Below are 23,068 nucleotides of genomic sequence, written 5' to 3' on the forward strand. Positions count from 1 at the left end.
GGCGTACGCCGGGGGATGGGAATGGGAGTCAGGCGCCGGCGGGCTCGCCGGCGTCGAGATCCATGGCGAGCAGGCCGGCCAGCGCGTCCAGCGCCGCCTCGGCCTCGGGCCCCACGGCCTCCCCCGTGACCTCGGCGCCGTGCGTCGCACCGAGCGACAGCACGCCCAGCATGCTGTTGGCCGGCACCGACTTGCCCTCGCCCACCCGGATCCGGACCGGCGTGCCCTGCTTGGCCGCCGCCTGTACGAACAGCTTGGCCGGACGGGCGTGCAGGCCGCTGCTCGCCGCCACGGTGACCTTCCTCTCGGGCATGGCAAGCCCTCCTCTCGATGACGCCGGGCCCGGCGGGCGTCCGTGACGGCGGAGGCCCGCGGTGGGCGGTGGCGCCTGGGTCCTGTGGTGGGTCGGTGATAAGAGGTTGGACGGGTGAGTCGCGGGTCAGGGCTCGACGGTGACCTTGATGGCCTCGCCGCGGCTGACGACGCCGATGCCGTCGAGCACCCGCGCCAGCGGCAGCCGGTGCGTGATCAGGTCGGCGACGGGCACCGAGCCCTCGGCGATGAGCCGCAGGGCCTGGCCGTTGTGCTGGGGGCTGGAGCCATTGGCGCCGACGATGGTCAGCTCCCGGTAGTGCACCAGGTTGGAGTCGCACCGGATGATCGGCGCGTCCTTGGGCAGGCCGCCGAAGAAGCTGATCCTGCCTTGCCTGGCCGCCATCTGGATCGCCTGCTCCTGCGCCGCCCCGGAGGCCGCGGCCGTGATGACCACGTCGGCGCCGCGCCCGCCGGTGAGTTTGAGCACCTCGTCCACGACGTCGAACTCGTCGCCGCGGATCGACTCGTCCGGGTGCACCAGGTTCGCCGCCATCGCCAGCCGCTCGGCGTTGAGGTCCACCAGGAACACCCGGGCGGCGCCGCGGGCGCGCGCCAGCCGTACGTGCAGGCAGCCGATCGGGCCTGAGCCGATGATGACCACGTCGTCGGCCTCGCCGACCCGGGCCAGCTCCTGCCCGTTCAGCACGCACGCGAGCGGCTCGGCGACGGACGCCTCGGCATAGCCGACGCCCTCGGGGATCCGGTTGAGCCCGCTGACCGCGAGCACCTTGGCCGGGACCACCATGTACTCGGCGAAGCCGCCGTCGTAGTGGTAGCCCATCGACTCCTGGTTCGGGCACACGGTCATCCGGCCGCGCCGGCACTCCTCGCACACGCCGCACTGGATCGCCGCGATGACCTGTACCCGGTCGCCCAGGCTCCAGCCGGACACGCCGTCGCCGAGCTCGACGATCTCCCCGGCGATCTCGTGCCCCATGACCCTGGGCGGCCGGATGTGGTGGTGGCCGTGCTTGTATATCTTGGCGTCCGTGCCGCAGGTCGAGCAGTTGCGGACCCGGATCTTGATATCGCCGGGACCGGCCACGGGTTCGGGTGCGTCCTCGATGCGGATGTCCCCTGGCGCGTGGAAACGGGCGACCTTCACTGGTTGGCTTCCTCTCCGATCGATTGGAGCAGGCGCAGCACCGCGCCCGTCTCCGTGGCCTCGCGCAGCTCGCGGGCCCGGCCGGGGTCGAGCAGGATCTGGGCCAGCTCCGACAGCAGCCGTACGTGCCCATCGCCCTTGGCCGCGATGCCCACGCAGACGTCGACCCGCTCGCCGTCCCAGTCGACGCCGTCCGGGAAGCGCAGCACGCAGATCGCATCGTGGTGGACGACGTCCTTGCCGGCCAGCGTGCCGTGCGGGATCGCGACGCCCTCGCCGACGTAGGTCGACACCGAGCGCTCGCGCTCCAGCATCGTGTCGATGTACGCCGCCTCGATCGCGCCGACCGACAGCAGCAACTCGCCGCACTGGCGGATCGCCTCGTCGCGGCTCGCCGCCGCGGCGTCGAGCCTGACCGCGCGCGGGTCGAGGGGCAGCGGCGCCACCTCAGGCATCGAAGGCGCCGCCGTTCTTGATCGCGTTGACGACCTTGGTCACTGCCGGGTCGCCGATGAAGACCCGGAACGGGACGACGGGGATGCCCGCCGCCGACTTGCGCGCCCGCTCGGCCAGCCCTGAGTGGCAGAGCACGACGTCGGCGTCGGCGGGAATCGTGTTGACCGGCGTGTGCACCACCTCCACGTCGTGGTCCTTGAGCTGCTTGCGCACGGTGGAGGCCAGCATCACGCTGCTCCCCATGCCCGCGTCGCAGGCGATGACGATCTTCTTGATGTCCTTGCCCTCTATGCTCGCCATGCTGCTAGGCCTCCTTCATGACCGGCGCGCCGTCCTTGCGCGCATCGTTGGTGTCGTGTGCTGTGTCGTCGTCCGTGCCCTCGGCCTTGGCCGGGGTCTCCGCACCGGACGCCTGCTCGCCCGCCGGCGTCGCCGGCTCCTCTTCCTCCCCGGCGTCGCCGGACGCCCTGCCGAAGCCGAGCAGCGCCGCGCCGACGAGGAAGGACACACCCGTCGCGACCACGACGCCGAGGATGACGCCGAGCCAGCCGCCGCGCGGGGTCATGGTGAGGACGGCGAAGATGCTGCCCGGCGCCGGGGTGGCGACCAGGCCCGCGCCGGTGACCATGAAGGTGCCCACGCCGGCCGCGCCGCCCGCGATGACCGCGAGGATCATGCGCGGCTTCATCAGGACGTAGGGGAAGTAGATCTCGTGGATGCCGCCGAGGAACTGGATGATGATCGCGGCGGGCGCGCTGGCGCGCAGCATGCGCGGGCCGAAGAACATGTAGGCCAGCAGCAGGCCGAGGCCGGGGCCGGGGTTCGACTCCAGCATGAACAGGATCGACTTGCCGGCCTCCGCCGCCTCGGCGACGCCGAGCGGGCCGAGCACGCCGTGGTTGATCGCGTTGTTCAGGAACAGCACCTTGGCCGGCTCGATCAGCACCGACGCCAGCGGCAGCAGGTTGTTGGTGACCAGCCACTCGACGCCGCTGCCCGCGATCCTGGTGACCTGCTCGACCACCGGGCCGATGGCAAGGGCGCCGGCGATCGCCATCCCCGCGCCGATGATGCCGGCGGAGAAGTTGTCCACCAGCATCTCGAACCCGGGCTTGATCCGGTCCTCGAACAGCTTGTCGACCAGCTTGATGATGTACGCGGCGAGCGGGCCGATGATCATCGCGCCGAGGAACATCGGCACGTCGGCGCCTACGACCACGCCCATGGTGGCGACGGCGCCCACGACCGCGCCACGCTGGCCGTGCACCATCCGGCCGCCGGTGTAGCCGATCAAAATCGGCAGGAGCGAGCCGATGATCGGATCAACCAGCTCGGCCAGGGTTTCGTTCGGCCACCATCCGGTCGGGATGAACAGCGCGGTGATGAGGCCCCAGGCGATGAACGCACCGATGTTCGGCATGATCATTCCGGCGAGATGCCCGCCGATGCGCTGGATTGTGGCCTTGACTCCGGTCCCCTCAACGGTGGGTGTGTAAACGGAGGTCATCTGTCTCTCCTTCTGAGGTGACCGGCGCGATGATGCCGGTCAGATGGGGGATGCGCCGCTGTCAGCCCCCGGCCGCAGCGGCAGGTTCGGATCGGGCGGTGAGAGTCGCACCAGATCACGGTTGATGTCTCTTGGGTGCGGCATCCGGCTGCCCGGCAGCGCGACCGCGGCGGTGGCCCAGGCGAGCGCCTCGGCCAGGGCCTCCTCGCCGCGGGCGCCCGCGGCGAGGAACCCGGCCAGCATCGCGTCGCCCGCGCCGACCGTGCTGCGCGGTTCGGCGACGAAAGACTCGCCGAACCACACCTGCTCCTCTGCGCCGCCCTCGACGAGCACGGCGCCGTCGCGGCCCAGGCTGGCCAGCACGGCCCGCGCGCCCATGGCGCACAGCTTGCGCGCGGCGCCGATGGCGTCGCCCAGCGTGGCGATCGGTATGCCGGTCGCCTCCGCCAGCTCCTCCCGGTTCGGCTTGACGAGGGCCGGGCCGGCGGCGAGGGCGGCGAGCAGCGCGGGCCTGCTGGTGTCGATCGCCACGTTGATGCCGGCGTCGGCGAACCGGCGGCACAGCCGCGCGTACACGTCCGCGGGGACCTCGGGCGGCAGGCTGCCCGAGGCCACCACCCAGTCGGCTGAGTGGGCAGCGCCGAGCACCGCGTCGGCGATGGTGTCCAGCTCCGAGGGTGACAGCGCGGTGCCGGGCTCATTGATCTTGGTCACGGTGCCGTCGGACTCGGTCAGCGAGATGTTGGACCGGGTGGACCCGGCCACCGGCACCGTGATCATGTCCAGGCCCGCGGCGGAGAGCAGGCCGATCAGCCTGCGCCCCTCGTCGCCGCCGTAGGGAATCACCGCGCACGACCTGACCTGGTTGGCCAGCAGCGCCCGCGAGACGTTGACGCCCTTGCCTCCGGGGTCGAGGTGGGCGGCCCCGGCCCTGATCACCGCGCCCCGGGTCAGCGAGCCGACCTCGATGGTGCGGTCCAGGCTGGGGTTGAGGGTAAGGGTGAGGATCACCTGTCCACCCCTGACAGGTGGTCGTGGGTCGCGAGGGCCGGACGTGGGCCGGTGGCAGCGGTCATGCGCGCACCACATCAGGGCCCGCGGCGTGGAGCTCGGCCGCGACCTGGTCGTCCAGGCCGCTGTCGCTGATCACCATGTCGATCTCGGCCACCGTCGCGAAGCGCGCCAGGTAGGTGTTGGTGAACTTGGTGTGGTCGGCGAGCAGCACGCAGCGCTCCGCCGCCCGGACCATCGCCCGCTTGATCGCCGCCTCCGCCGGGTCGGGGGTGGTCAGCCCCTTGGCCGCGGAGCAGCCGTTGGCGGCCATGAAGGCCACGTCCACGTGCAACTGGGCCAGGGGTTGCAGCGCCCAGTCGTCCACGGTGGCCAGGGTCCGGGGGCGCATTCGCCCGCCGAGCATGATCACGCTCAGGTTGGGCCGCACCGCCAGCGCCGTGGCCAGCGGCGGCGAGTTGACGATGACGGTCAGCTCCCGGTCCAGTGGCAGCACCTGCACCAGCCGGCCGGTCGTCGAGCCCGCGTCGATGATGATCGAGCCGTCGTCGGGCAACTCGGCCAGAGCAGCCTTGGCGATGCGCTCCTTTTCGGCGATCATGACCTCGTCGCGGGTGGACAGCGCCGGCTCGAAGCCCAGCCTCTCCACCGGGATCGCGCCGCCGTGCACCCGTCGCAACACCCCGGCGCGCTCCAGGACGGTGAGGTCGCGGCGGATCGTCTCGGTGGTGACCGCGAACTCATCGGCAAGGGTGACCACGTCGACCCGTCCCATCGCCCGAGCCCGTCGCAGGATCTCCTGCTGTCGCTCCTCGGCGTACATTGTGTGATTCACCGCCGTTTCAAGGTGGTTTCGTCTTTGTTTATACCCGTATGTGTTGCAGGGTCAAGAGCGAAACAGGAGGACGGCGGTGATGGGCGGCTCGGTCTTCGCCTTCGTTCTTCCAGGCCGCTCTCGTCCAGGGCCGCCATCGGGGCGGCGCGTGATCACGCATCTGGCGTAACGCCGGCGTCACCACGCCCTACGGCGAAGAGGCGGACGCGTGCCCATGATGACGTGGCGATCAAAGGTTCACGGACCTCGCGACGAGGCTCCTTCTCGCGGCTCCTTGACCGGCAACATGCTCGGGTATAAAAACAAACGGAACAACATCAAATCGGGGGTGAATCAACAGAATGTACGCCGAGGAACGGCAGCAGGAGATCCTGCGTGAAGCCCGTGCCGCCGGGCGGGTCAACGTGGTCAGCCTGGCGGAACAGTTCGGCGTCACGACGGAGACGATCCGCCGGGACCTGACGGTTCTCGAGCGCGCGAGCGTGCTGCGGAGGGTGCACGGCGGGGCGATCCCGGTCGAGCGGCTTGGCTTCGAGCCCCCTCTCGCCGCGAGGGACGAGGTCATGACGGCGGAGAAGGAGCGCATCGCCAAAGCGGCGCTGGCCGAGTTGCCGCAAGACGGCGCCGTCATCATCGACGCGGGCACGACGACGGGCCGCTTTGTTCAGGCCATACCCGCCGACCGCGAGCTCACCGTCATCGTCAATTCGCCACCCCTGGCCGCCGCGCTGGCCGCCCGTACCAACGTGACGGCATTCATGCTGGGGGGGCGGGTACGGGGTCGCACCCTGGCCACCGTCGAGGACTGGGCGCTCCAGCAGCTTTCACAGTTACACGTCGACGTGGCCTTCATGGCGGCCAACGGCTGTTCCGTGGCCAAGGGACTGACGACGCCCGATCCGGCGGAGGCAGCGATCAAGCGGGCCATGATCCGCTGCGCGCAGCGGTCCGTGCTTCTGGCCGACCACACCAAGTTCTCCGACAACTACCTGACGCGCTTCGCGTCGTTGTCCGAGATCGACATGATCATCACCGACACGCGGCTGGATCTCCAACTCGCCGCGGATGTGGCGGCAGCCGGGCCGGAGGTCGTGCGCGTATGATTCTCACGCTGACGCTGAACCCAAGCCTGGACCGCACCATCGAGGTCGGCTCGCTGACCCGCGGAGCCGTCATCCGGGCGGCGGCCGCTCACCGCGACCCTGGAGGCAAGGGGGTCAACGTGTCACGCGCGCTGCTGGCCAACCAGGTGCGGTCGCGCGCCGTCATCCCCTTCGGCGGGGCCGAAGGACGGCAGCTCCTGGCCTTGCTCGCCGCCGAGGGCATCGACATGATCTCCATTCCGGTGGTGGGGGAGACCCGTTCCAACGTCACGCTGGCGGAACCCGACGGAACCGTCACCAAGATCAACGAGCCTGGCACGGCGCTGACGGCGGCCGAGCTCGACACGCTGGCAAGCGCTGTCCTCGACGCCGCAGGATCGGCGGATTGGGTCGTCGCCTCGGGCAGCCTGCCGCCCGGTGTGCCGGTCGAGGTATACGCGGTTCTGTGCGAGAGGTTCGCCGGTGCGGGCATACGGGTCGCGGTCGACACGAGCGGGCCGGCCCTGGTCTCCGCGCTGGCTGCCGGCCCCACGCTGGTCAAGCCCAACCGCGAGGAACTCGCGGAGGCGACCGGCACCCCGATCGCCTACGTCGGCGACGTCATCGACGCCGCGGGCAAGTTACGGGCGATGGGCGCACGCTCGGTGCTGACCAGCCTCGGCGCCGATGGAGCGCTGCTCATCGACGGCGACCAGGTCTGGTACGGCACGTGCCCCGTCAAGGAGCCGCGCAGCAGCGTGGGCGCGGGCGACGCCATGCTCGCGGGATTCCTGGCAGCGGGGGCACGCGGCGAATCGGCTCTGGCCGAGGGGCTCGCGTGGGCGAGCGCCTCCGTGGGACTGCCGGGCAGTCGCATGCCGAGCCCGGCCGACATCGATCGCACCGCTGTCCGGATCTGCACCCCAGATCCGGCTCTGCCGCTCATGTCCGGGGGGTGAGCGGCGCATCCGCGTGAAGATCCGTGTTCGCAACTGCTCGACGTGCGGCACGGACATCACGATCTGGCCAACGGACGACCCGATCACCCAGGTCGACTCCGACCCGGTGTATTACCGAGAGCCGACGATCGTCGGCGCCAACAGGTCGAGCCCCGCACCCGACGCGCGAGCGCTTCAGGCCGTCGCCGAGGGCGCGGTGCCGGGTGTGCGGCCTGATCACGCATCGCCTCCCCCTCGCGGGGATCCTGGACGCCATCGGCTCGTGAGCCGTGGCGTCCCGATCAAGGTGACCATCGAGCCATGAGGGCGTCCGCCAGTAGGCGGTGGGCTGGGGCTACCGAATGCGGGGGCTGATGGGTCGGGTGTCCCAGCGGTGGGTGTACCAGGCCCGGCGGATGAGGCTACGGACGGTGATGATCGCGGTGGCCAGGGCGAGGTAGAACGCCGCACGGTGTCACTCGCGGACCTGGCGGGCGTGCTGGAGGGCTGCGGCAAGGTGCCCAGGTACACCAAGACTGCGCACCGCGAGGGACGACCCGGCCCGAGCTGTCCCGCCTCATGAAGATGGCGCAGGGCGCGTAACCCTGATCCATCGGCCACAGGCCGCGGTGGCCGCTCCCTGCACCCTCCCTGCTTTTGACCACCAAATACTCAGCGAGCGGATCGATGGCCGCCGGCGAGATCGCCGCGGTGTTCTCGCACGCCTGGCAGACGACCACCCGCCACCTGCAGATCCTCGAAGCCGCCGGGCTGCTCAGCAGCGCGCGCGACGGCCGCATGCGGATCTACCGCCTCGAACGCAAGCGCCTGGACCTCGTACGCGACTGGCTCGCGCACTTCTCCACCACGCCCGACCCCGCGAAGGAGACCCACTGACATGGCAGCCGCCACCGCACCGGCCACCCGGCCCGACACCCCCCAGCTCGAAACATCCTGACCGATCCGCAACCCGGTTGACCGACGGGGGAGGGCGCGGCTCGCGGTCCAGCTCGCCAAGGTCGCGCCTTCCCTCGGCAAGGACCTGGAGGCGGTCTCGATATTGAGCGACATCCTGCCGAGACTCGACGGCGTGTTCGCCGACGACCATGAGCTGCGGACGCTGGTCCAGTCGACGCTGTTGCTGATCGGAGGGCGCCGCCGGTCCACCAGGGTGATCTCCGAGAGTGTGATGGCGATGGGGATGCCGGAGGCGCACGCCGCGGGCGAGCACGAGTCGCTCGCAACGCGCCGGGCCGGGTTGGGGGCGATCAAGAAGAAGAACACCGCGGAAGAGCTGATCTTCCGCGGGTACGGCGCCCGGATGCGCCGTTTTCGCGGTCAGGGGTTACGCGGCAGCAACGGCGGCGGGACGGTCGCGCTGCGGGGCCTTGACGCCCTTCACGAGCAGCCAGAGGATCATCGAGACCTCCGCGATGGCGGCCGGCGTGACGACGAACGGGCCCAGCGCCGCACCCAGTCCGGGCGCGGTGAACCGGGCGAACGTGTCGACGAGGTAGCCGAAGCAGCCAACCATGAGCAGTACGCCGATCACGCGCGGGATCATGCCCGACCGGTAGACGAGGTAGCCCATCGGCAGCAGCCACAGGCCGAAGAAGACCTGCGTCATGAGGTACCCGCTGTGGTGCAGGTCGAGCATGAGGAGCACGAGCGCGTCGGACCCCGCCGCGCCGAACGCGTTGGTGTAGGCGGCGTCGCTCGCGTGCAGCGCCTGGAACTGGTGGGCCAGGTTGAGGGCCATCATGGCGGCGGCGACCGCGATGAAGGCCACCATTGCCCGGGCGGCGTTGGCGTGCACGTGTTTGAGCAGCAGGTACAGGGCCATGGCCGTCAATAACCCGGTCACGGTGGTGACGAGGTCGGCCAGGACGCCGGCCCGGACAAGGCCGGCGTGGGTCGCGACGTTCCGTGCCGTCGTGGCGGCGTCGCCGGCCTGGTACACCGTGACCCGCACGATCTCCGCGAAGGCGCCGCCGATGCCGACCATGAGGTAGAGCAGTCCCGCGATACGGGCGAGGCGTTTAGGGGCGTGCATGGCTTCTCCTTGGTTTTGGGGTGTGACGGCCCGGGCCCGTGAGGCGATCTCCTCGCGCGCCGGGTGCGGTGGTAGGTGGCTAGCCCTGGAAGTCCGGGTACTGGAAGACGTCGTCGAGCGGCACCCCGAACACCCGGGCGATCTGGAACGCCACCTCCAGCGACGGTGAGTAGCGGCCCTGCTCGATGGCGATGACGGTCTGCCTGGTCACCCCGATGCGGTCGGCCAGCTGCGCCTGCGTCATCTCGCCGTGCGCGAACCGCAGGGCTCGGATCGAGTTCGTGACCTTCGTGGGCTTGACCATGGCTAGAAGCCCCGGCGGTACAAGACGATCTTCACGATCGACGAGGCGAGGGTGGCCAGGACAAACGCCAGGTACAGCGCGTTGGCGATCCAGAAGTGGGCGGCCTCCGCCATGGTCAGGGCCATCGGCACGATCGCCGCGATGCTCATGACGTAGTAACCGACGTACTCGCCCAGCCGGTGGATCTGCCGGTCGCGCTCGTCGGTCCGGTCGGCCTCCCTCGGCGAGGCGATGGCGGCCGCGATGCCGGCGACGATGCCCAAGCCGATCCCGGCACCGATGGCGGTGAGCATCGGCCGCACATAGGCGATCCGCGCGACGTCCGCTCCCGGCACCTTCGACAGGACGGTGACGAAGTAGACCGCGGAGACGCCGACGCTGACCACGACGTAGATCCACGAGCGTTTCTCTTCGGAGGACATGTCCCGCTCCAATGTAAAGAAACTTTTACATGGTCAAGGTAAAGCAGCGCAGACATGATGTCAAACATTTTTTACCATGACGTCCCGCGGGGAGGTCGAGGTCGACGCCGAGGTGGGTGTCGTAGGCGTCGGGGGTGAGGGTGATCTCGTCGGTGGCGTGGACATGCCGCGCCTGCGAGCCGCGGAGGAGCCCCCGGCGCCGGACTCGTGCCGGGTCGGCGGCGGGCGATGCCGGATGACCTCGGAGCCGAAGGTTCCAGAGGCCTGACATAGGGGTCAGCGGGGCTGGCAGGCCGGGCACCAGACGGTCGTGCGGCCGGCGACGCGGCGGCGGGACAGGGGGGTGCCGCAGCGTGGGCAGTGGCCGTGGGGGTCGTCGCGGGAGCCGGTGAGCCAGGTGGTACGCGGCGGCACACATTCGGCTTTGAGTGAATCGCCCAGGATCCGGCGCATCGCGCGGTACAGCGCGGCCTTGTCGTTCGTGTCCAGTTCCGTCACCGAGCGCAGGGGATGGATGCGGGCGCGCCAGCAGATCTCGTCGGCGAGCAGGTTGCCGAGACCGGCCAGGACGCTCTGGTCGGTCAGCACGGTCTTGAGCCGGCTCCGGCGGGCCGACAGCAACTCGTCGAAGCTGTCACGGGACACCTCGCGGGCGTCGGGGCCGAGGTCGGCGAGCGTCCGCTCGGCCTGGGACTCGTCAGCGGCCAGGTGGATGCCCTGGAGCTTGCGCATGTCGCGGAAGCGCAGTTCGCCGTCGTCGAACTCCCAGACGACGCGGTCGTGGCGGTGCCTGGGGTCGCCGGACGGGTGCCAGGACAGCGAACCCGTCATGCCGAAGTGCAGCATCAGCACCGGCCCGCCGGCAGGCGCGATCAGCCACTTGCCGTGCCGTCGCGGCTCCTCCAAGCGGTGCCCGCGCAGCGCGGCGCCCAGTTGGCGCGGGCCGACCTCGCGCAGGACCCCGGGGTCGTGCACGCGTACGGCCTTGATCGGCTCGCCGGTGTGCTCAGACAGCACGCGGCGGAACCCCTCCACGTCGGGAAGCTCCGGCATGGAGGTCTGTTGCCCTGGGCGGCGGCGTCCAATCCTGACCCGGACCGTTCGGGCGACCCGGCAGGCTCGCGGGGTCTCACTTGATCGGCACGTTGGGCACCTGGCCGTACGGGCCGGCGTCCAGGGTCAGGGTGGTCACGCCGTCCGGCGGGGGTGCGTAGTAGGCGTGGATCCGGTAGGGGACGTGCTCGGTCCACGCCTGGCCCCATTCGCCGGTGATCTCCTGGCTGGCGACGTAGGTGTAGCCGTCGGGCGCGTTGCCGTACTTGCCCACGCGTACGACGCGCTGGCGGCGGTTGGAGGCGGGGTCGATCCAGTGGAGCGCGCCGAACATGGAGCCCGGCTGGTCCCCGTCGTCGCGCGGGGTGAGGTTGTGCTCCCAGCCGCCGGTCTCGTTCGCGATCTCGTAGACGCCGACCATGAAGGCCCCGTCACGGTAGGGCCGGTGTACGCGCAGCAGCCAGCCGTCGGGGTGCTTCAACTCGGCGACGGGCTGACCGAGCCCCGCGTCCGCCTGGAACGGGGCCGGCCGGCCCGCTCCGCCGGGGACCGGTGCCGTGGTCGTGCCCGATGTCGGCGCTCCTGTGGTCGTCACCGTCTGCTTGATCCTGTAGGAGACCTCCACGCGCCGGTTCTTCGCGCTCGCCTTCTCATCGTCCGATCCGCCCTCCTCGGCGACGGGCTGGGTCTCCCCTTTTCCTTCGGCCTTGTACTGATAGTCGGTGCCGAGCGTCCGCGACAGATACGACCGCACCACCTCCGCACGCCGAAGCGACAGCCGGAGGTTGTAGGGGTCGTCGCCCTTGCTGTCGGTGTGCCCGGTGATGAGCACCGGCGGCTTGGACGGGTCGGCCCGCCGCCTGGTCTCCTCGGCCACGTCGTCGATGACCGCCCGTGCCTTGGCGGACAGGGTGGCCTTGTCGAACGCGAACAGCACGTCGGCGCGCAGCGCGATGGTCTCCTCGTCGGTGCCCGTCGATTTCTCCTGCGCGCCTTCCTCGACCGCGTACAGGTCCGAGTAGTCGGGCGCGGCACCGGCGGGCGGCGGGTCCGTGGTGAGCACGACCCTGGTGCCGGGCTCGTCGTCTCCGAAGGAGGTGGTCGGCCGGGGGGACGGGTCGGCGGGGACCTCGGCGTCGGTCACCGGGATGCCGGTCATCTCCCCGAACGAGCACGGCGGGATCACGGTGAGCTGTTCGACCGACGCCGGGATCGGGTCGTAGTAGTTCTCGGTCTCGTAGCGGATGTCTTTGTGGAACCAGCCGAACTGATCGAGCTCGGGGCTGCTCTTGGCCCGGTACAGCCGCCGCCCCACGGGGTCGAGCAGCCGGAACGCGGCGAAGTCGAGCCGGCCGAAGAAGTTCATGCCATGCCACTTGTCCACGCCGTTCAGGCTGAGCGCGAGCCGGAGCCGCGTGTGCCGCTGCTGCCGTTCGATCCCGATGACCTCGGCCTTGAAGGGGACGTCGTCGCCGCCGCTCTGGCAGCCGCCGGTGCGCTCGTACGCCTGCCGCGCCGGCGGAGCCTGCGACGTCTTCGTCGCGGGAGGCGGGGTGCCCTGTGTGGCGGGCGGGGTGTCGGCGCAGGCGGTGAGCAGGCCGAGCAGTACGGCGGCGAGGACGCGCGCTCTCACGATCACTCCAGAATCGCTTACTTGATCATCACATCAGCCGTACACGCCGCTGGATACGCGTGCTCTCAAGCGGGAACGGCTCTTGTGGCCGCCGGACGTGACAGATCCCTCGCCCTCGCACCTGCCGCGCCGTGGCCCGCCGGTTCCCACCGCTCGCGGTCCCGGGGAGTCAAGGCGTTCGTCATGTATACACGCGAAGGGGTCGCGCAGCAAGGGGCTGCGCGCGCCGCGGAGCGCCGGGCCGGCTCAGAGCTCGCCGAGCTCGCCGAGGGGCTTGCGCCAGTAGTTCTCGTCCGCGGCCGCGTCCCTGACGGCGGCGGATCGGTGTGGATCGACGGCGATGTGCATGATGTCGTTGAAGGTCCTGAACGCCGCGTCGTCCCCTGGCTGCATCAGGCAGCGGTGGATGCGGTGGTACCAGTACTTCTGCTCCTCCTCGATCCGGGGGAGGAGCTCCTCGCGGGTCAGGGTGCGGGCTTCCTCGATGGTGAGCCGTTCGAAGCTCGGCATGGGCCCATTGTGGCCCGCGCGGTCGGCGACGTGAAGGGCCCTCACGAGCCCCCTGGAGGCCCCGTGAAGGGCGCTCGGATGGTGGCGGGGCGGGGATCAGCGGCCGCGCAGGATCAGCCGGAGCAGCCGGCGCGGCCGTTTGCGGCGGAACGCGGCCCGCTCGTTGACCTGCGGGAACGGTACCTCCGGCACGGGTACGCCGAGGAACGCGCACAGCGGCCCCCACCCCTCCCCGACCTCGTACACCAGCAGCCGCTCGTCCTGGATCTCGGTCTTGACCTCGGCGATGTGCCGTTCGAAGACCTCGATGACGTGGTCGCGGTCGTCGATGCGGTCGTCGAAGACCCGTTCCAGCACGGTCGCCCTGGACATGCGCGGGTAGAGGGCGAAGTCGGGCTGCCGCCACGCCACCAGCCGGCGGATCACCCGGCGGTGCGGCGGCAGGCGGCGCCGGTTCTCCAGCGCGCTGCGGAAGATGGTGGCGCTGACGCTGTCGTACCAGCGGGCGGGGTCGCGGACGGTGAGGATGACCTTCGCGTCGGGATAGTGCCCGGCCAGCTCCCGCCAGTACGCCGCGGCGGGCCAGTCAAGCGCCGACTGGAAGCCCGAGAACAGCCGGTCCCAGTCGCGGGAGCGCCCCTCGCCGACGTCGAGCCACTGCCGCACCCGGTACGGCTCCGCGATGACCGCCGACATGTGGTAGCAGGGGCCGAATCCCAGGAGTTCGAGCGCCGCCCGCAGCGACGCCGTACCCGTACGGCCGAAACCCGCGCCGATCACTTTCACGTAGCACTCACCACGCCTCTGATGTGACTCTGATCTGGGCTGCCTAATGTCAGGGTGTATCCCATACGGCGTCGAATGCCCAGAGGAGCCGGCCATGCTCTTCCCGCACCCCCTGCTCGACGCGTTACGCGCCGCGCCCGCCGGCACCGCATTCGAGCACGGTGACAGGACCGTGTCCAGGGGCGAGCTGCTCGAGCTCATCAGGCGGCTGGCGAACGCGATGCGCGCGGCGGGGCTCGGCCCAGGCCGGGCGGTCGCGATCCGCACCTCCGTCACGCCGGAGGCGTTCGCCGCCCACATGGCCGCGCACGTGCTCGGCTGCCGGGTCGTGGGCGTCCGGCCCGGCTACCCGCCGGGACAACTCGCCCACGTGCTCGGAACGGGCCTCGACGCCGTCCTCGTGGACCCGGGGACCGCCACGCCCCAGCTGCTCGGGGCCGCCGGGACGGCGCTGTCGCTCGGGCCCTCGGAGAGCGCGGCAGACCTGCTGGCCCGCCCCGACGACGGCCGGCCGCTCACCGTGACCGCCCGCCCGGACGACGTGGCCGCGCTGACCTTCACCAGCGGAAGCACCGGCCGGCCCAAGGGCTGCGCGATCACCTACCGCGCGCTCGGCGCGCACTGGGCCTGGCAGCCGCGCGTGTGGTCGCCGGTCGCCGCCGCCTTCGCCGGGGACTTCGAGCGCTACCTGCTGTTCGGCACGCTGGCCAGCATGGTCGTCATGGAGTTCCTGGCCCCGTGCCTGCTGGGCGGCGGCACCGCGGTGATCCCGGAGGACGACGGGCGTCCCGTGTTCCCGTACGCGATCGAGCGGTACCGGATCACCGGCTCGATCATCACCGTGCCTCGGCTGTTCCAGATGCTCGACGTGCTGGACAAGGACGAGGTGGACGTCGGCAGCCTGCGCGCGCTGATGGTGTCGGGCTCGCCGATCGGCGTCCACCGGCTGGCGGCGGCCGCGGAGCGGCTCGGTCCCGTCGTGTACCAGGGCTACGGGCAGACCGAGGCGGGCAACGTCGCGATGCTCACGCCCGGTCACCTCGCCGCAGGCCAGGGGGTTGGCTCGGCGGGCCGGCCGCACCCGGGGGTGGAGATCAGCGTGCGCGACGAGGCCGGCGCGGAGCTGCCCACGGGACGTACAGGCGAGATCCACGTGCGGAGCCCGTACGTGATGGCGGGTTACTGGGGGGACGAGGCGGAGACCCGCGACGTCCTGCGGGACGGCTGGCTGCGCACCCGCGACCTCGGCCACGTGGACGGGGACGGCTTCCTCCACCTGGCGGGGAGGTCCCGCGACGTGATCATGGTCAACGCGATGGTCGTGTACGCCGGCCCGATCGAACGCGTCCTGACCGGCCACCCCGGCGTCGGCGAGGCGTACGTGGCCGGCGCTCCGGACGAGGGCACCGGCGAGGCCGTGCACGCGTTCGTCGTGCCCGTCGCCGGCCGCACACCGGGCCGCGGCGCCCTGGCCGCGCTGGTGCGGGCGGAACTCGGCGACGACAGCGTGCCGAAGACGATCACGATGGTGCCCGCCGTCCCGGTCTCCGCCGCCGGCAAGCCCGACAAACGCGCCCTGCTGGCCAGGCACCACGGCGCTCTCTGAGCAATTTCTGAGAATTCCCCGCCAACACTGTGGTTGCCCGTTCAACCACATCGCTGTGACGGAGGCCTCCGTGCCGGACAACACCCTGGACTACCTGGTGATCGGCGCCGGCCCGGCGGGACTGCAACTGGGGTACTTCCTGCACCGGGCGGGGCGGAAGTACCTCATCCTTGAGGCAGGTTCCGCGCCGAGCCAGTTCTTCCGCACCTTCCCGCGCCACCGCACGCTCATCTCGATCAACAAGAAGCACACCGGCTGGGACGACCCGGAGCTGAACCTCCGGATGGACTGGAACTCGCTGCTGTCGGACGACCCCGGCCTGCTGTTCACGCGCTACAGCGACCGGTACTTCCCGCACGCCGACGACCTGGTCCGCTACCTCACCGATTTCGCCCAGGGGCTGAACGTCGCCTACGACGCCCGCGTGGTCCGCGTCGACCGGCAGGACCTGTTCCGGGTCACCGACGAGAACGGGCGCACCTACCTCGCCCGCCGGGTCGTCGTCGCCACCGGCGTCACCCGCCCCAACGTGCCGCCGATCCCGGGCATCGAGACCGCCGACCTCTACGGCACCGCCTCCACCGACCCCGCCGACTACACCGGCCGGCGGGTGCTCGTCATCGGCAAGGGCAACTCCGCTTTCGAGACGGCCGGCAACCTGGTGGAGACCGCCGCGGTGATCCACGTCGCCGGGCCGAGGTCCGTACGCATGGCCTGGCGCACCCACTACGTCGGCCACCTGCGCGCGATCAACAACAACCTGCTCGACTCCTACCAGCTCAAGTCCCAGAACGCGCTGCTCGACGGCGACGTCAAGCGCATCGAGCGGCAGCCGGACGGGACGTACCTGGTCACGGTGGCCTTCGCCCGGGTGAACGAGGTCACCAAGGACATCCCGTACGACCGGGTGATCGTCTGCACCGGGTTCCGCTTCGACGCCTCGATCTTCGCCGACGCGTGCCGCCCCGACCTGGTGATCGACGGCAGGTTCCCGGCGATCAGCCCGGCGTACGAGTCGGTCAACGTGCCCGGCCTGTACTTCGCCGGGACGATCATGCAGTCACGCGACTTCAAGCGCGGCACCAGCGGGTTCATCCACGGCTTCAGGTACGCCGTCCGCTCCCTGCACCGGATCATGGAGTCCCGCCACCACGGCATGCCCTGGCCGGCCAGGGAGTTGCCCGCCGACCCCGGCGCGCTCGCGGCGGCCGTCATCGAGCGGGTCAACCGCACCTCGGCCCTGTGGCAGCAGTTCGGCCTGCTGGCCGACGTGATCGTTCTCGACGGCGGTGCCGCGCGGTACCTGGAGGAGGTGCCGTACGACCTGCAGGGACCGCCGATCGGCGACCACGGCCACTTCGCGATCACCCTGGAGTACGGCCCGGACCACGACAAGGTGGACCCCTTCGACATCGAGGTCGGCCGCATCAGCCAGAGCGACTCCGCCCGCGCCCACGAGGGCCACTACCTCCACCCCGTGGTCCGTCACCACCTGCCGGGAGAGCCGCCGGTCGCCCACCACGTCACCGAGAACCTGGAGAACGAGTGGAACTCCCAGGAGGTCCACGTCGAGCCGCTCCGGGCCTTCTTCGCCCGCCGTACCGCGGCGATCCCTGTCTGATGGGCGGGGTCTGATGGAGAGGTGGACCCTGCGCGAGTTCGAGGCCGCCGCCCGCGCCCGCCTCGACCCCGCGCACTACGACTACTTCGCCGGCGGGGCCGGTGACGAGGTCACGATGCGAGCCAACGAGGCCGCGTTCGGGCGGCTCGGGCTGCTGCCGAGGGTGCTGCGCGGCGTCACCAAACTCGAGACCGACGTCACGCTGCTCGGCAGCCACGCGGCCGTGCCGGTGCTGGTGGCGCCGACCGCGTTCCACCGGCTGGCCGACCCGGAGGGCGAGCGGGCCACCGCGCGGGCGGCCGCCGCCGCGGAGACCATCATGATCGTGAGCATGGCCGCGACGGTCGCGATCGAGGACGTGGCGGCCGCCGCGCCGGAGGCCGAGCTGTGGTTCCAGCTGTACGTCCAGCCGGACCTGGCCTTCACCGAGCGGCTCGTCCGCCGCGCCGAGTCGGCCGGCTGCAAGGCGCTGGTCGTCACGGCCGACTCGCCCGTCATGGGGCTGCGCGAGCGGGACCTGCGCAACGGCTTCGACGACCTGCCCGCGCACCTGTGCTGCGAGAACCTGCGCGACGGCGACCGGGTGCGGCCCGTCGTCATGTCGCCGGAACCGTCCTGGGAGCACCTCGGATTGCTCAGGGAGATGACCTCGCTGCCGATCGTGCTCAAAGGCGTCACACACCCCGCCGACGCCCGGCTCGCGCTCGGCCACGGCGTCGCCGCGATCATGGTCTCGAACCACGGCGGGCGCCAGCTCGACACCGTACCGGCCACGATCGAGCTGCTGCCGGAGATCGCGGCGGCGGTCGGCGGGGCCGTGCCCGTGCTGCTGGACGGCGGTGTCAGGCGCGGCACCGACGTGCTGAAGGCGCTGGCGCTCGGCGCGGTCGCGGTCGCGGTCGGCCGCCCGGTGCTCTGGGGCCTGGCCGCCGGCGGCGAGCGGGGTGTGGCCCGCGTGCTCGGCCTGCTGCGCGCCGAGGTCGAGCACGCGCTCACCCTGTGCGGCTGCGCGTCGGTCCACGAGCTCGAACCCGGCATGGTGCGCCGGCCATGCTGATCATCTTGGCGGCCGTCGTCGCCGTGCTGCTGAGCCTCCCGTGGTGGCTGCCCGCCCGCGTCGTGGCGCTGCGCGTACGCGTCTTCAACCGGGTCAACGGGAACGAGGGCATACCGGTCCCCGGCCCGCTGATCGGCGTCGACCGCTTCAGGGAGGTCTACTCCCACCCCGCCGCCGGCGGGCGGAGCGAGGGAGCCGCGCTGTCGGACCTGTTCTGGTACTGGCTGGCGCCCGGCCCCGAGATGCACCAGGAGCACCTGGAGGCGGGTGAGCGGTACGACGCCGTCGCCAGGACCACCCGGGCCCTGCTGGCCATGCCCCGCGCGGAGGCCGAGGACCTCACCCGCCGCTGCGTCGCGCGCACGATGGGGGAGACGCGCGGGCTGGTCCGGCTGCGGGACCTGATGATGCCGCTGTGGGCCGAGTTCTACTACGAGCTGGTGTTCGCCGAGCCGTGCCCGCGCGAGGCCCGCGACCTGATCGCCGGTAACGCGAACGACGTCGTCACCGCGCTCAAGTGCTGCGGCCTGCGGCACATGGAGCGCCGCCACCGGCTGACCCGCCACCTGCTCGGCCGCCTGTCACGGGTGCGGGTCCCGCTGCCGCCCGGGTTGTCGCCGCGCGAGCAGGCATACTATCTGCAGGGCGCCTTCTTCAACACGGCCGTCGTGCAGATGTCGGAGGCCATGGCCCACCTGCTGATGGTGCTCGCCCAGCACCCCGGCGTCCAGGACGACGCCCGTACGGCGGACGATCGCCACCTCGACCGGGTGATCGCCGAGACCATGCGGCTCTACCCGCTGTTCGGCGTCGCCCACCGCATCACCACCGGCGACATCCCACTCGACGAGCACACCACCATCCCGGCCGGCTCGGTGCTCTGTTTCGACTACCCCGCGTTCCACCGCTCCGGCTTCTCCGACCCGGACCGGTTCGATCCCGGCCGCTTCGAGCGGCCGGCCAAGGACCTCAACCACATCCCGTTCGGCATCGCCGCCAACCGCCCGTGCCCGGCCTGGCGGCTGGCGCCGATCACCATGCGCGTCGCGGCGCGGGAGATCCTCACCAGGTACGACCTGCGCTCCTCCGCCGCCCACACCAGGTCGATGCCCAACCGGGGACCCTGCCTGCTCATCCCGCGCGGCGCCACCGCGCGGGTCCTCCTGTACACGCGCGCAGCCCTCCTGTACATGCGGGCCCGCGACCGCTGGGAGGACGTCTGGCGCAGCCTCGTACAGCTCGTCCTCGGCAGCTACATGGTCTGGGACGCGCGCCGGCAGCGGCTGTGCGCGCACCACTTCGATCACTGAAGGTTCGATCACTGAAGGTTCGGCCACTGAGCGTTCGATCACTGAGCGGAGAATCGGCATGACTCTTCTGGTCCAGGTCACGGCTCCCGACCCGAACCTCGCCCTGATACTCAAGGTCCTGCCCGCCCTCGTGGTCATCCTGATCACGTCGGCGATCTGCGGGCGGCTGGCCCTCATGGTGATGCAGCCGCGCGTGCTCGGCGAGATGGTCGCCGGTGTGCTGCTGGGGCCGACGCTGTTCGGCTGGCTGTTCCCTGAGGTGCAGGCGGCGTTGTTCCCGCCCGAGGTCCGGCCGATCCTGTACGTACTCAGCACCATCGGCCTGACCCTGTACATGTTCCTGGTCGGCGCGGGCATCGACCACAGCGCCCAGAGCGGCGAGATGCGCAGGGCCTCCGCGCTGGCCGCCTCAGGCATCCTCCCGTCGCTGCTGCTCGGCTTCGGCTCCGGCCTCCTCCTGTACGACCTCCTCTCCCGCCCCGACGTCAGCCCGTTCCAGTTCGCCCTGTTCCTCGGCGGCGCGCTGTCGCTGACCGCGTTCCCGATGCTGGCCAGGATCCTGTACGAGCGCGGCCTGGAGCACTCCAGGGTCGGCAGGCTCACCCTGCTGGCCGCCTCCATCGACGACGCCCTGGCCTGGTGCATCCTCGCCGTCCTGTCGGCCATGCACCTCGGCGCAGGCGCGGCCGGCGCGCTGCCCACGATCGGGCTGACGGCGCTGTTCGCGATCGTCATGCTCAAGGTCGTCGCGCCGCTGCTGCGCCCGATGGGCCGGACCGTCGCCCGCACCGGAAAGCTGGGCGCCACCGGCATGTACGTCGTCATCCTCATCCCCCTCACGGCCGGCTGGCTGACGGACTGGATCGGCGTCTACGCCGTCTTCGGCGGCTTCTTCGCCGGCCTGGCCATGCCGCGCGACCCGGCGTTCCGCCAGATCCTGCACGGGCGCATGATGGAGGTCGTCTCCACGCTGCTGCTGCCGACGTTCTTCACCTTCTCGGGGCTGAACACGCAGCTCGGCGGCATCGCGGGCGGCACCATGCTGCTGGCGTTCGCGTTGATCCTGGCCGCCGGGTTCTGCGGCAAGTACTTCGGCTGCTCGCTGGCGATGCGGGCCATCGGGTTCGGCTGGCGGGAGTCGTACGCGGTGGGGGCGCTCATGAACGCCCGCGGCCTGATGATCCTCATCTTCATCAACATCGGCCTGGCTCAGGGCATGATCACGCAGGAGCTGTTCGCCATGCTCGTGCTCGTGGCCGTGATCACGACCGCGGGCGCCCTGCCGCTGTACAAGCTGGCGCTGCCCGAGCGCCTGGAGCGGGTCAGGAAGGCGGAGACCTCCGTGGAACTTCCACGAGAAGAGCAGGTCGCGCGGTCCAATTCGGGATGATCCCGCAGGTGGGCCGCTGTGTGCCGGCGTGCGATCAACGCAGTGGACCAGTGGACCTGGTAATTCGCGAAGGATGATGTGACCGTGGTCTGGTGGCTGGGACATCGGGTACGGCCGACCTGCTCTCCCGTCGGCTGCTGCTCATCGAGGATGACCGCGAACTCGGGCGCATGCTGGTCGACCTGTTCACCGAGCAGGGCTACTCCGTCGACCTGGCGTTGGAGGGGCAGCGGGGGCTGCACCTGGGGCTGTGCCACCCGTACGACGTGCTGATCGTCGACCGCGGCCTGCCCGCGCTCGACGGGATCGACCTGCTGCGGCGGCTGCGCAGGCAGGCCGTCACCGCGCCGGTGCTCATGCTGACCGCCTTCGGCGCGGTCGCCGACCGGGTCGCCGGCCTCGACGCAGGCGCGGAGGACTACCTGGTCAAGCCGTTCGACGTCGAGGAGCTGCTGGCCCGGGTGCGGGCGCTGCACCGCAGGAACCTGGACCAGGCCAGGCTGCTGCCCCTCGGCGAGGGCTGGCTGGACTCCGAGTCGCACCTCGTACGGCTGCCGAGCGGTGAGCAGGTGACGCTGTCGGGCCAGGAGTGCCGGCTGCTGAGCGCCCTGGCCGCCAGGCCGCGGCAGGTACACACCCGAAGGTCGCTGCGGCAGCGGGTCTTCGACGGCGCCAAGACGGAGTCGATCGTGGACACGTACGTCTACTACCTGCGCAGCAAGCTGGGAGCCGGGGTCGTGCGCACCGTGCGAGGTGTGGGCTACCGCCTGGGTTCGCTGTGAGCGGGGGGCCGCGGCCGGACGCCGAGCGGCGGCTGCTGACCAGGGCTCGCCGCCGGCTCACGGTCCAGGTGGCGGGCGCGATCTCGGTGCTCCTGGCGCTGGTCGCGATGCTGGTCTACTGCGCCATGCTGCACGAGCAGAGCGCCTCCGCCCGCCGCGAGCTGGCCGCCGCCGCCGAGCGTGCCCCGATCGCCCACCCGCCGCCGTGCGTGTGGCTGTACGAGCTGCGGCCCGATGGCACCGTACGGGCCTCGCCCGGCGCACCCCCTGCGCTTCCCGTCCGCGCAGCCCTCGCCGCCGCCGCCGAGGCCGCCGCCGCCACCGAGGCCGCCGCCGCCACCGAGGCCGGCGTCGGTGCCGACGCCGACGCCGGGGCGGGCGCGCCCCGGCTTGCCGAGGTCGAGGTCGCCGGGCACGCCTACCTTGTACGCACCCAGCAGCGCGGCGACACGACGATCCAGGCCGCGATGGACCTGCGTTACCAGGCCGCGGAACGCAGCAGGCTGCTCCGCACGCTGGCCTGGGCGGAGGTCGTCGGCCTGCTGGCCGCGCTGCTGGTCGGCCAGGTCGTCTCCCGGCGCGCGATCGGCCCGCTGGGCGAGGCGCTGGCCCGCCAGCGCCGCTTCGCCACCGACGTCAGCCACGAGCTGCGCACCCCGCTGACCCGGCTGCACACCCGCGCCCAGCTCCTGGCCCGGCGGCTGCGCGGCGGCACGGACCCCATCCTGCTCATCGACGAGGTGGACCAGCTGGTGACCGGCACCAAGCAGCTCGGCGAAGTGGTGGAGGACCTGCTGCGCTCGGCCCAGTACGAGCAGCTGCGCCGGCCGTTCGGCCCGGTGGACCTGGCCGCGCTGGCCGCGGAGCTGGCGGTGGCCGAGGGCGTCAGGGCGGCGGCCAGGGGCGTGACCATCGAGGTCCGCTGCGAGGGGCCGGTCGACCACGTCGTGAGCGGCGTCGAGTCCGCGCTGCGCCGGGTGATCTCGGCCCTCCTGGACAACGCGCTCGGCCACACTGGCGTCGGCGGTCACATCTGGGTGACCCTGTCCAGCGCTCCGGGATCGGTCCGGCTCACGGTCCGCGACGACGGCACGGGCCTGGACCCCGGCGACACCGAGCGGCTCTTCGCCAGGTTCGTGGGTGGGGGGTTCGGGCTGGGGCTGGCGCTCGTACGGGAGGTGGTGGACGGCCACGGCGGCACGATCACGGCGGACGGCCGCCCAGGGGACGGC

Annotated in this window: 26 protein-coding genes and 1 pseudogene; 12 read left to right on the top strand and 15 right to left on the bottom strand. The window is 71.2% G+C overall.

All coding sequences use genetic code 11. The annotated features are described in order from the left end of the window. Positions 1-28: 28 nt before the first annotated feature. From ITP53_RS39140 to ITP53_RS39170, 7 genes are all read right to left on the bottom strand, one after another. The gene (locus ITP53_RS39140) at positions 29-313 is read right to left on the bottom strand and encodes an HPr family phosphocarrier protein (RefSeq protein WP_195900518.1); all 285 of its coding nucleotides are present in this window, start codon (positions 311-313) and stop codon (positions 29-31) included. 126 nt (positions 314-439) lie between these two features. Beyond that, a complete protein-coding gene (locus ITP53_RS39145) occupies positions 440-1,480 on the bottom strand; it encodes a zinc-dependent dehydrogenase (protein ID WP_195900519.1) in 1,041 nt (346 codons plus the stop codon). Continuing rightward, positions 1,477-1,935, bottom strand: coding sequence for a PTS sugar transporter subunit IIA (locus ITP53_RS39150; protein ID WP_195900520.1), 459 nt, complete (start codon positions 1,933-1,935; stop codon positions 1,477-1,479). The genes ITP53_RS39145 and ITP53_RS39150 overlap by 4 nt, the downstream gene beginning before the upstream one ends. Further along, positions 1,928-2,236: a PTS lactose transporter subunit IIB gene (locus ITP53_RS39155; RefSeq protein WP_195900521.1), complete on the bottom strand. Its 309-nt coding sequence runs from the start codon at positions 2,234-2,236 to the stop codon at positions 1,928-1,930. Before ITP53_RS39155 ends, ITP53_RS39150 begins: the two co-directional genes overlap by 8 nt. A 4-nt stretch (positions 2,237-2,240) precedes the next feature. Next, positions 2,241-3,443, bottom strand: a complete 1,203-nt coding sequence (mtlA, locus tag ITP53_RS39160; protein WP_195900522.1) for a PTS mannitol transporter subunit IICB — start codon at positions 3,441-3,443, stop codon at positions 2,241-2,243. 39 nt (positions 3,444-3,482) lie between these two features. Further along, on the bottom strand, positions 3,483-4,454 hold the full coding sequence (gene pfkB / locus ITP53_RS39165; protein ID WP_195900523.1) for a 1-phosphofructokinase: 972 nt from the start codon (positions 4,452-4,454) through the stop codon (positions 3,483-3,485). Between the two features lie 61 nt (positions 4,455-4,515). Then, positions 4,516-5,277, bottom strand: a complete 762-nt coding sequence (locus ITP53_RS39170) for a DeoR/GlpR family DNA-binding transcription regulator (protein ID WP_195900541.1) — start codon at positions 5,275-5,277, stop codon at positions 4,516-4,518. A 353-nt stretch (positions 5,278-5,630) separates the two neighbouring features. On the opposite strand from ITP53_RS39170, the gene ITP53_RS39175 reads away from it, so the two are divergent. The 3 genes from ITP53_RS39175 to ITP53_RS39185 are packed head-to-tail and all read left to right on the top strand — an operon-like array spanning position 5,631 to position 7,634. Next, on the top strand, positions 5,631-6,392 hold the full coding sequence (locus ITP53_RS39175; RefSeq protein WP_195900524.1) for a DeoR/GlpR family DNA-binding transcription regulator: 762 nt from the start codon (positions 5,631-5,633) through the stop codon (positions 6,390-6,392). Next, entirely contained in the window at positions 6,389-7,330 is a 942-nt protein-coding gene (gene pfkB / locus ITP53_RS39180) for a 1-phosphofructokinase (RefSeq protein ID WP_195900525.1), read from the top strand. Before ITP53_RS39175 ends, pfkB (ITP53_RS39180) begins: the two co-directional genes overlap by 4 nt. 13 nt (positions 7,331-7,343) lie before the next feature. Then, positions 7,344-7,634 (top strand): hypothetical protein, encoded by a 291-nt coding sequence (locus ITP53_RS39185; protein ID WP_195900526.1) that lies wholly within the window; start codon positions 7,344-7,346, stop codon positions 7,632-7,634. A gap of 30 nt (positions 7,635-7,664) precedes the next feature. Here ITP53_RS39185 and ITP53_RS39190 read toward each other — a convergent pair. Beyond that, positions 7,665-7,772 (bottom strand): annotated as a pseudogene (locus ITP53_RS39190) (IS5/IS1182 family transposase); the annotation flags it as partial. A 194-nt stretch (positions 7,773-7,966) separates the two neighbouring features. On the opposite strand from ITP53_RS39190, the gene ITP53_RS39195 reads away from it, so the two are divergent. Next, positions 7,967-8,206, top strand: coding sequence for an ArsR/SmtB family transcription factor (locus ITP53_RS39195; RefSeq protein WP_195900527.1), 240 nt, complete (start codon positions 7,967-7,969; stop codon positions 8,204-8,206). Positions 8,207-8,654: 448 nt separating this feature from the next. On the opposite strand, the gene ITP53_RS39200 is transcribed toward ITP53_RS39195, so the two are convergent. The 3 genes from ITP53_RS39200 to ITP53_RS39210 form a co-directional block, all read right to left on the bottom strand. After that, a complete protein-coding gene (locus tag ITP53_RS39200; RefSeq protein WP_195900528.1) occupies positions 8,655-9,362 on the bottom strand; it encodes a DUF4386 domain-containing protein in 708 nt (235 codons plus the stop codon). A gap of 79 nt (positions 9,363-9,441) precedes the next feature. Continuing rightward, entirely contained in the window at positions 9,442-9,666 is a 225-nt protein-coding gene (locus tag ITP53_RS39205) for a helix-turn-helix transcriptional regulator (RefSeq protein WP_195900529.1), read from the bottom strand. Positions 9,667-9,668: 2 nt separating this feature from the next. Beyond that, positions 9,669-10,088, bottom strand: coding sequence for a hypothetical protein (locus ITP53_RS39210; RefSeq protein WP_195900530.1), 420 nt, complete (start codon positions 10,086-10,088; stop codon positions 9,669-9,671). Between the two features lie 76 nt (positions 10,089-10,164). Here ITP53_RS39210 and ITP53_RS39215 point away from each other — a divergent pair, with 76 nt between their 5' ends. Next, the gene (locus tag ITP53_RS39215; RefSeq protein WP_195900531.1) at positions 10,165-10,356 is read left to right on the top strand and encodes a hypothetical protein; all 192 of its coding nucleotides are present in this window, start codon (positions 10,165-10,167) and stop codon (positions 10,354-10,356) included. 8 nt (positions 10,357-10,364) lie between these two features. Here the strand turns inward: ITP53_RS39215 and ITP53_RS39220 are convergent, their stop codons facing one another. From ITP53_RS39220 to ITP53_RS39235, 4 genes are all read right to left on the bottom strand, one after another. Further along, entirely contained in the window at positions 10,365-11,141 is a 777-nt protein-coding gene (locus tag ITP53_RS39220; RefSeq protein WP_195900532.1) for an Fpg/Nei family DNA glycosylase, read from the bottom strand. 76 nt (positions 11,142-11,217) lie between these two features. Then, positions 11,218-12,774 carry an OmpA family protein gene (locus ITP53_RS39225; protein ID WP_195900533.1) on the bottom strand — a complete coding sequence of 519 codons (1,557 nt, stop codon included), beginning with the start codon at positions 12,772-12,774 and terminating at the stop codon, positions 11,218-11,220. Positions 12,775-13,020: 246 nt separating this feature from the next. Beyond that, a complete protein-coding gene (locus ITP53_RS39230; RefSeq protein WP_195900534.1) occupies positions 13,021-13,284 on the bottom strand; it encodes a hypothetical protein in 264 nt (87 codons plus the stop codon). Between the two features lie 96 nt (positions 13,285-13,380). Further along, a complete protein-coding gene (locus ITP53_RS39235) occupies positions 13,381-14,070 on the bottom strand; it encodes a sulfotransferase family protein (RefSeq protein ID WP_328817206.1) in 690 nt (229 codons plus the stop codon). 94 nt (positions 14,071-14,164) lie between these two features. Between ITP53_RS39235 and ITP53_RS39240 the strand changes: the two genes are divergently transcribed. The 7 genes from ITP53_RS39240 to ITP53_RS60655 form a co-directional block, all read left to right on the top strand. Then, on the top strand, positions 14,165-15,676 hold the full coding sequence (locus ITP53_RS39240) for a class I adenylate-forming enzyme family protein (protein WP_195900536.1): 1,512 nt from the start codon (positions 14,165-14,167) through the stop codon (positions 15,674-15,676). 70 nt (positions 15,677-15,746) lie between these two features. Beyond that, positions 15,747-17,297, top strand: a complete 1,551-nt coding sequence (locus ITP53_RS39245) for an NAD(P)-binding domain-containing protein (protein WP_328817209.1) — start codon at positions 15,747-15,749, stop codon at positions 17,295-17,297. A gap of 13 nt (positions 17,298-17,310) precedes the next feature. After that, positions 17,311-18,354, top strand: coding sequence for an alpha-hydroxy acid oxidase (locus tag ITP53_RS39250; RefSeq protein WP_195900537.1), 1,044 nt, complete (start codon positions 17,311-17,313; stop codon positions 18,352-18,354). After that, complete coding sequence (locus tag ITP53_RS39255; RefSeq protein WP_195900538.1) at positions 18,348-19,664, top strand: cytochrome P450; 1,317 nt, start codon at positions 18,348-18,350, stop codon at positions 19,662-19,664. Before ITP53_RS39250 ends, ITP53_RS39255 begins: the two co-directional genes overlap by 7 nt. 58 nt (positions 19,665-19,722) lie before the next feature. Beyond that, complete coding sequence (locus ITP53_RS39260) at positions 19,723-21,054, top strand: cation:proton antiporter (RefSeq protein WP_195900539.1); 1,332 nt, start codon at positions 19,723-19,725, stop codon at positions 21,052-21,054. Between the two features lie 92 nt (positions 21,055-21,146). Beyond that, positions 21,147-21,836 carry a response regulator transcription factor gene (locus ITP53_RS39265; RefSeq protein ID WP_207757057.1) on the top strand — a complete coding sequence of 230 codons (690 nt, stop codon included), beginning with the start codon at positions 21,147-21,149 and terminating at the stop codon, positions 21,834-21,836. Next, positions 21,833-23,068 (top strand): sensor histidine kinase (locus ITP53_RS60655; protein WP_195900540.1); only part of this gene is annotated, 1,236 nt, incomplete at its 3' end. The genes ITP53_RS39265 and ITP53_RS60655, both read left to right, overlap by 4 nt.

The sequence above is a fragment of the Nonomuraea cypriaca genome, assembly GCF_015645445.1.
GTDB classification, from domain to species: Bacteria; Actinomycetota; Actinomycetes; order Streptosporangiales; family Streptosporangiaceae; genus Nonomuraea; species Nonomuraea cypriaca.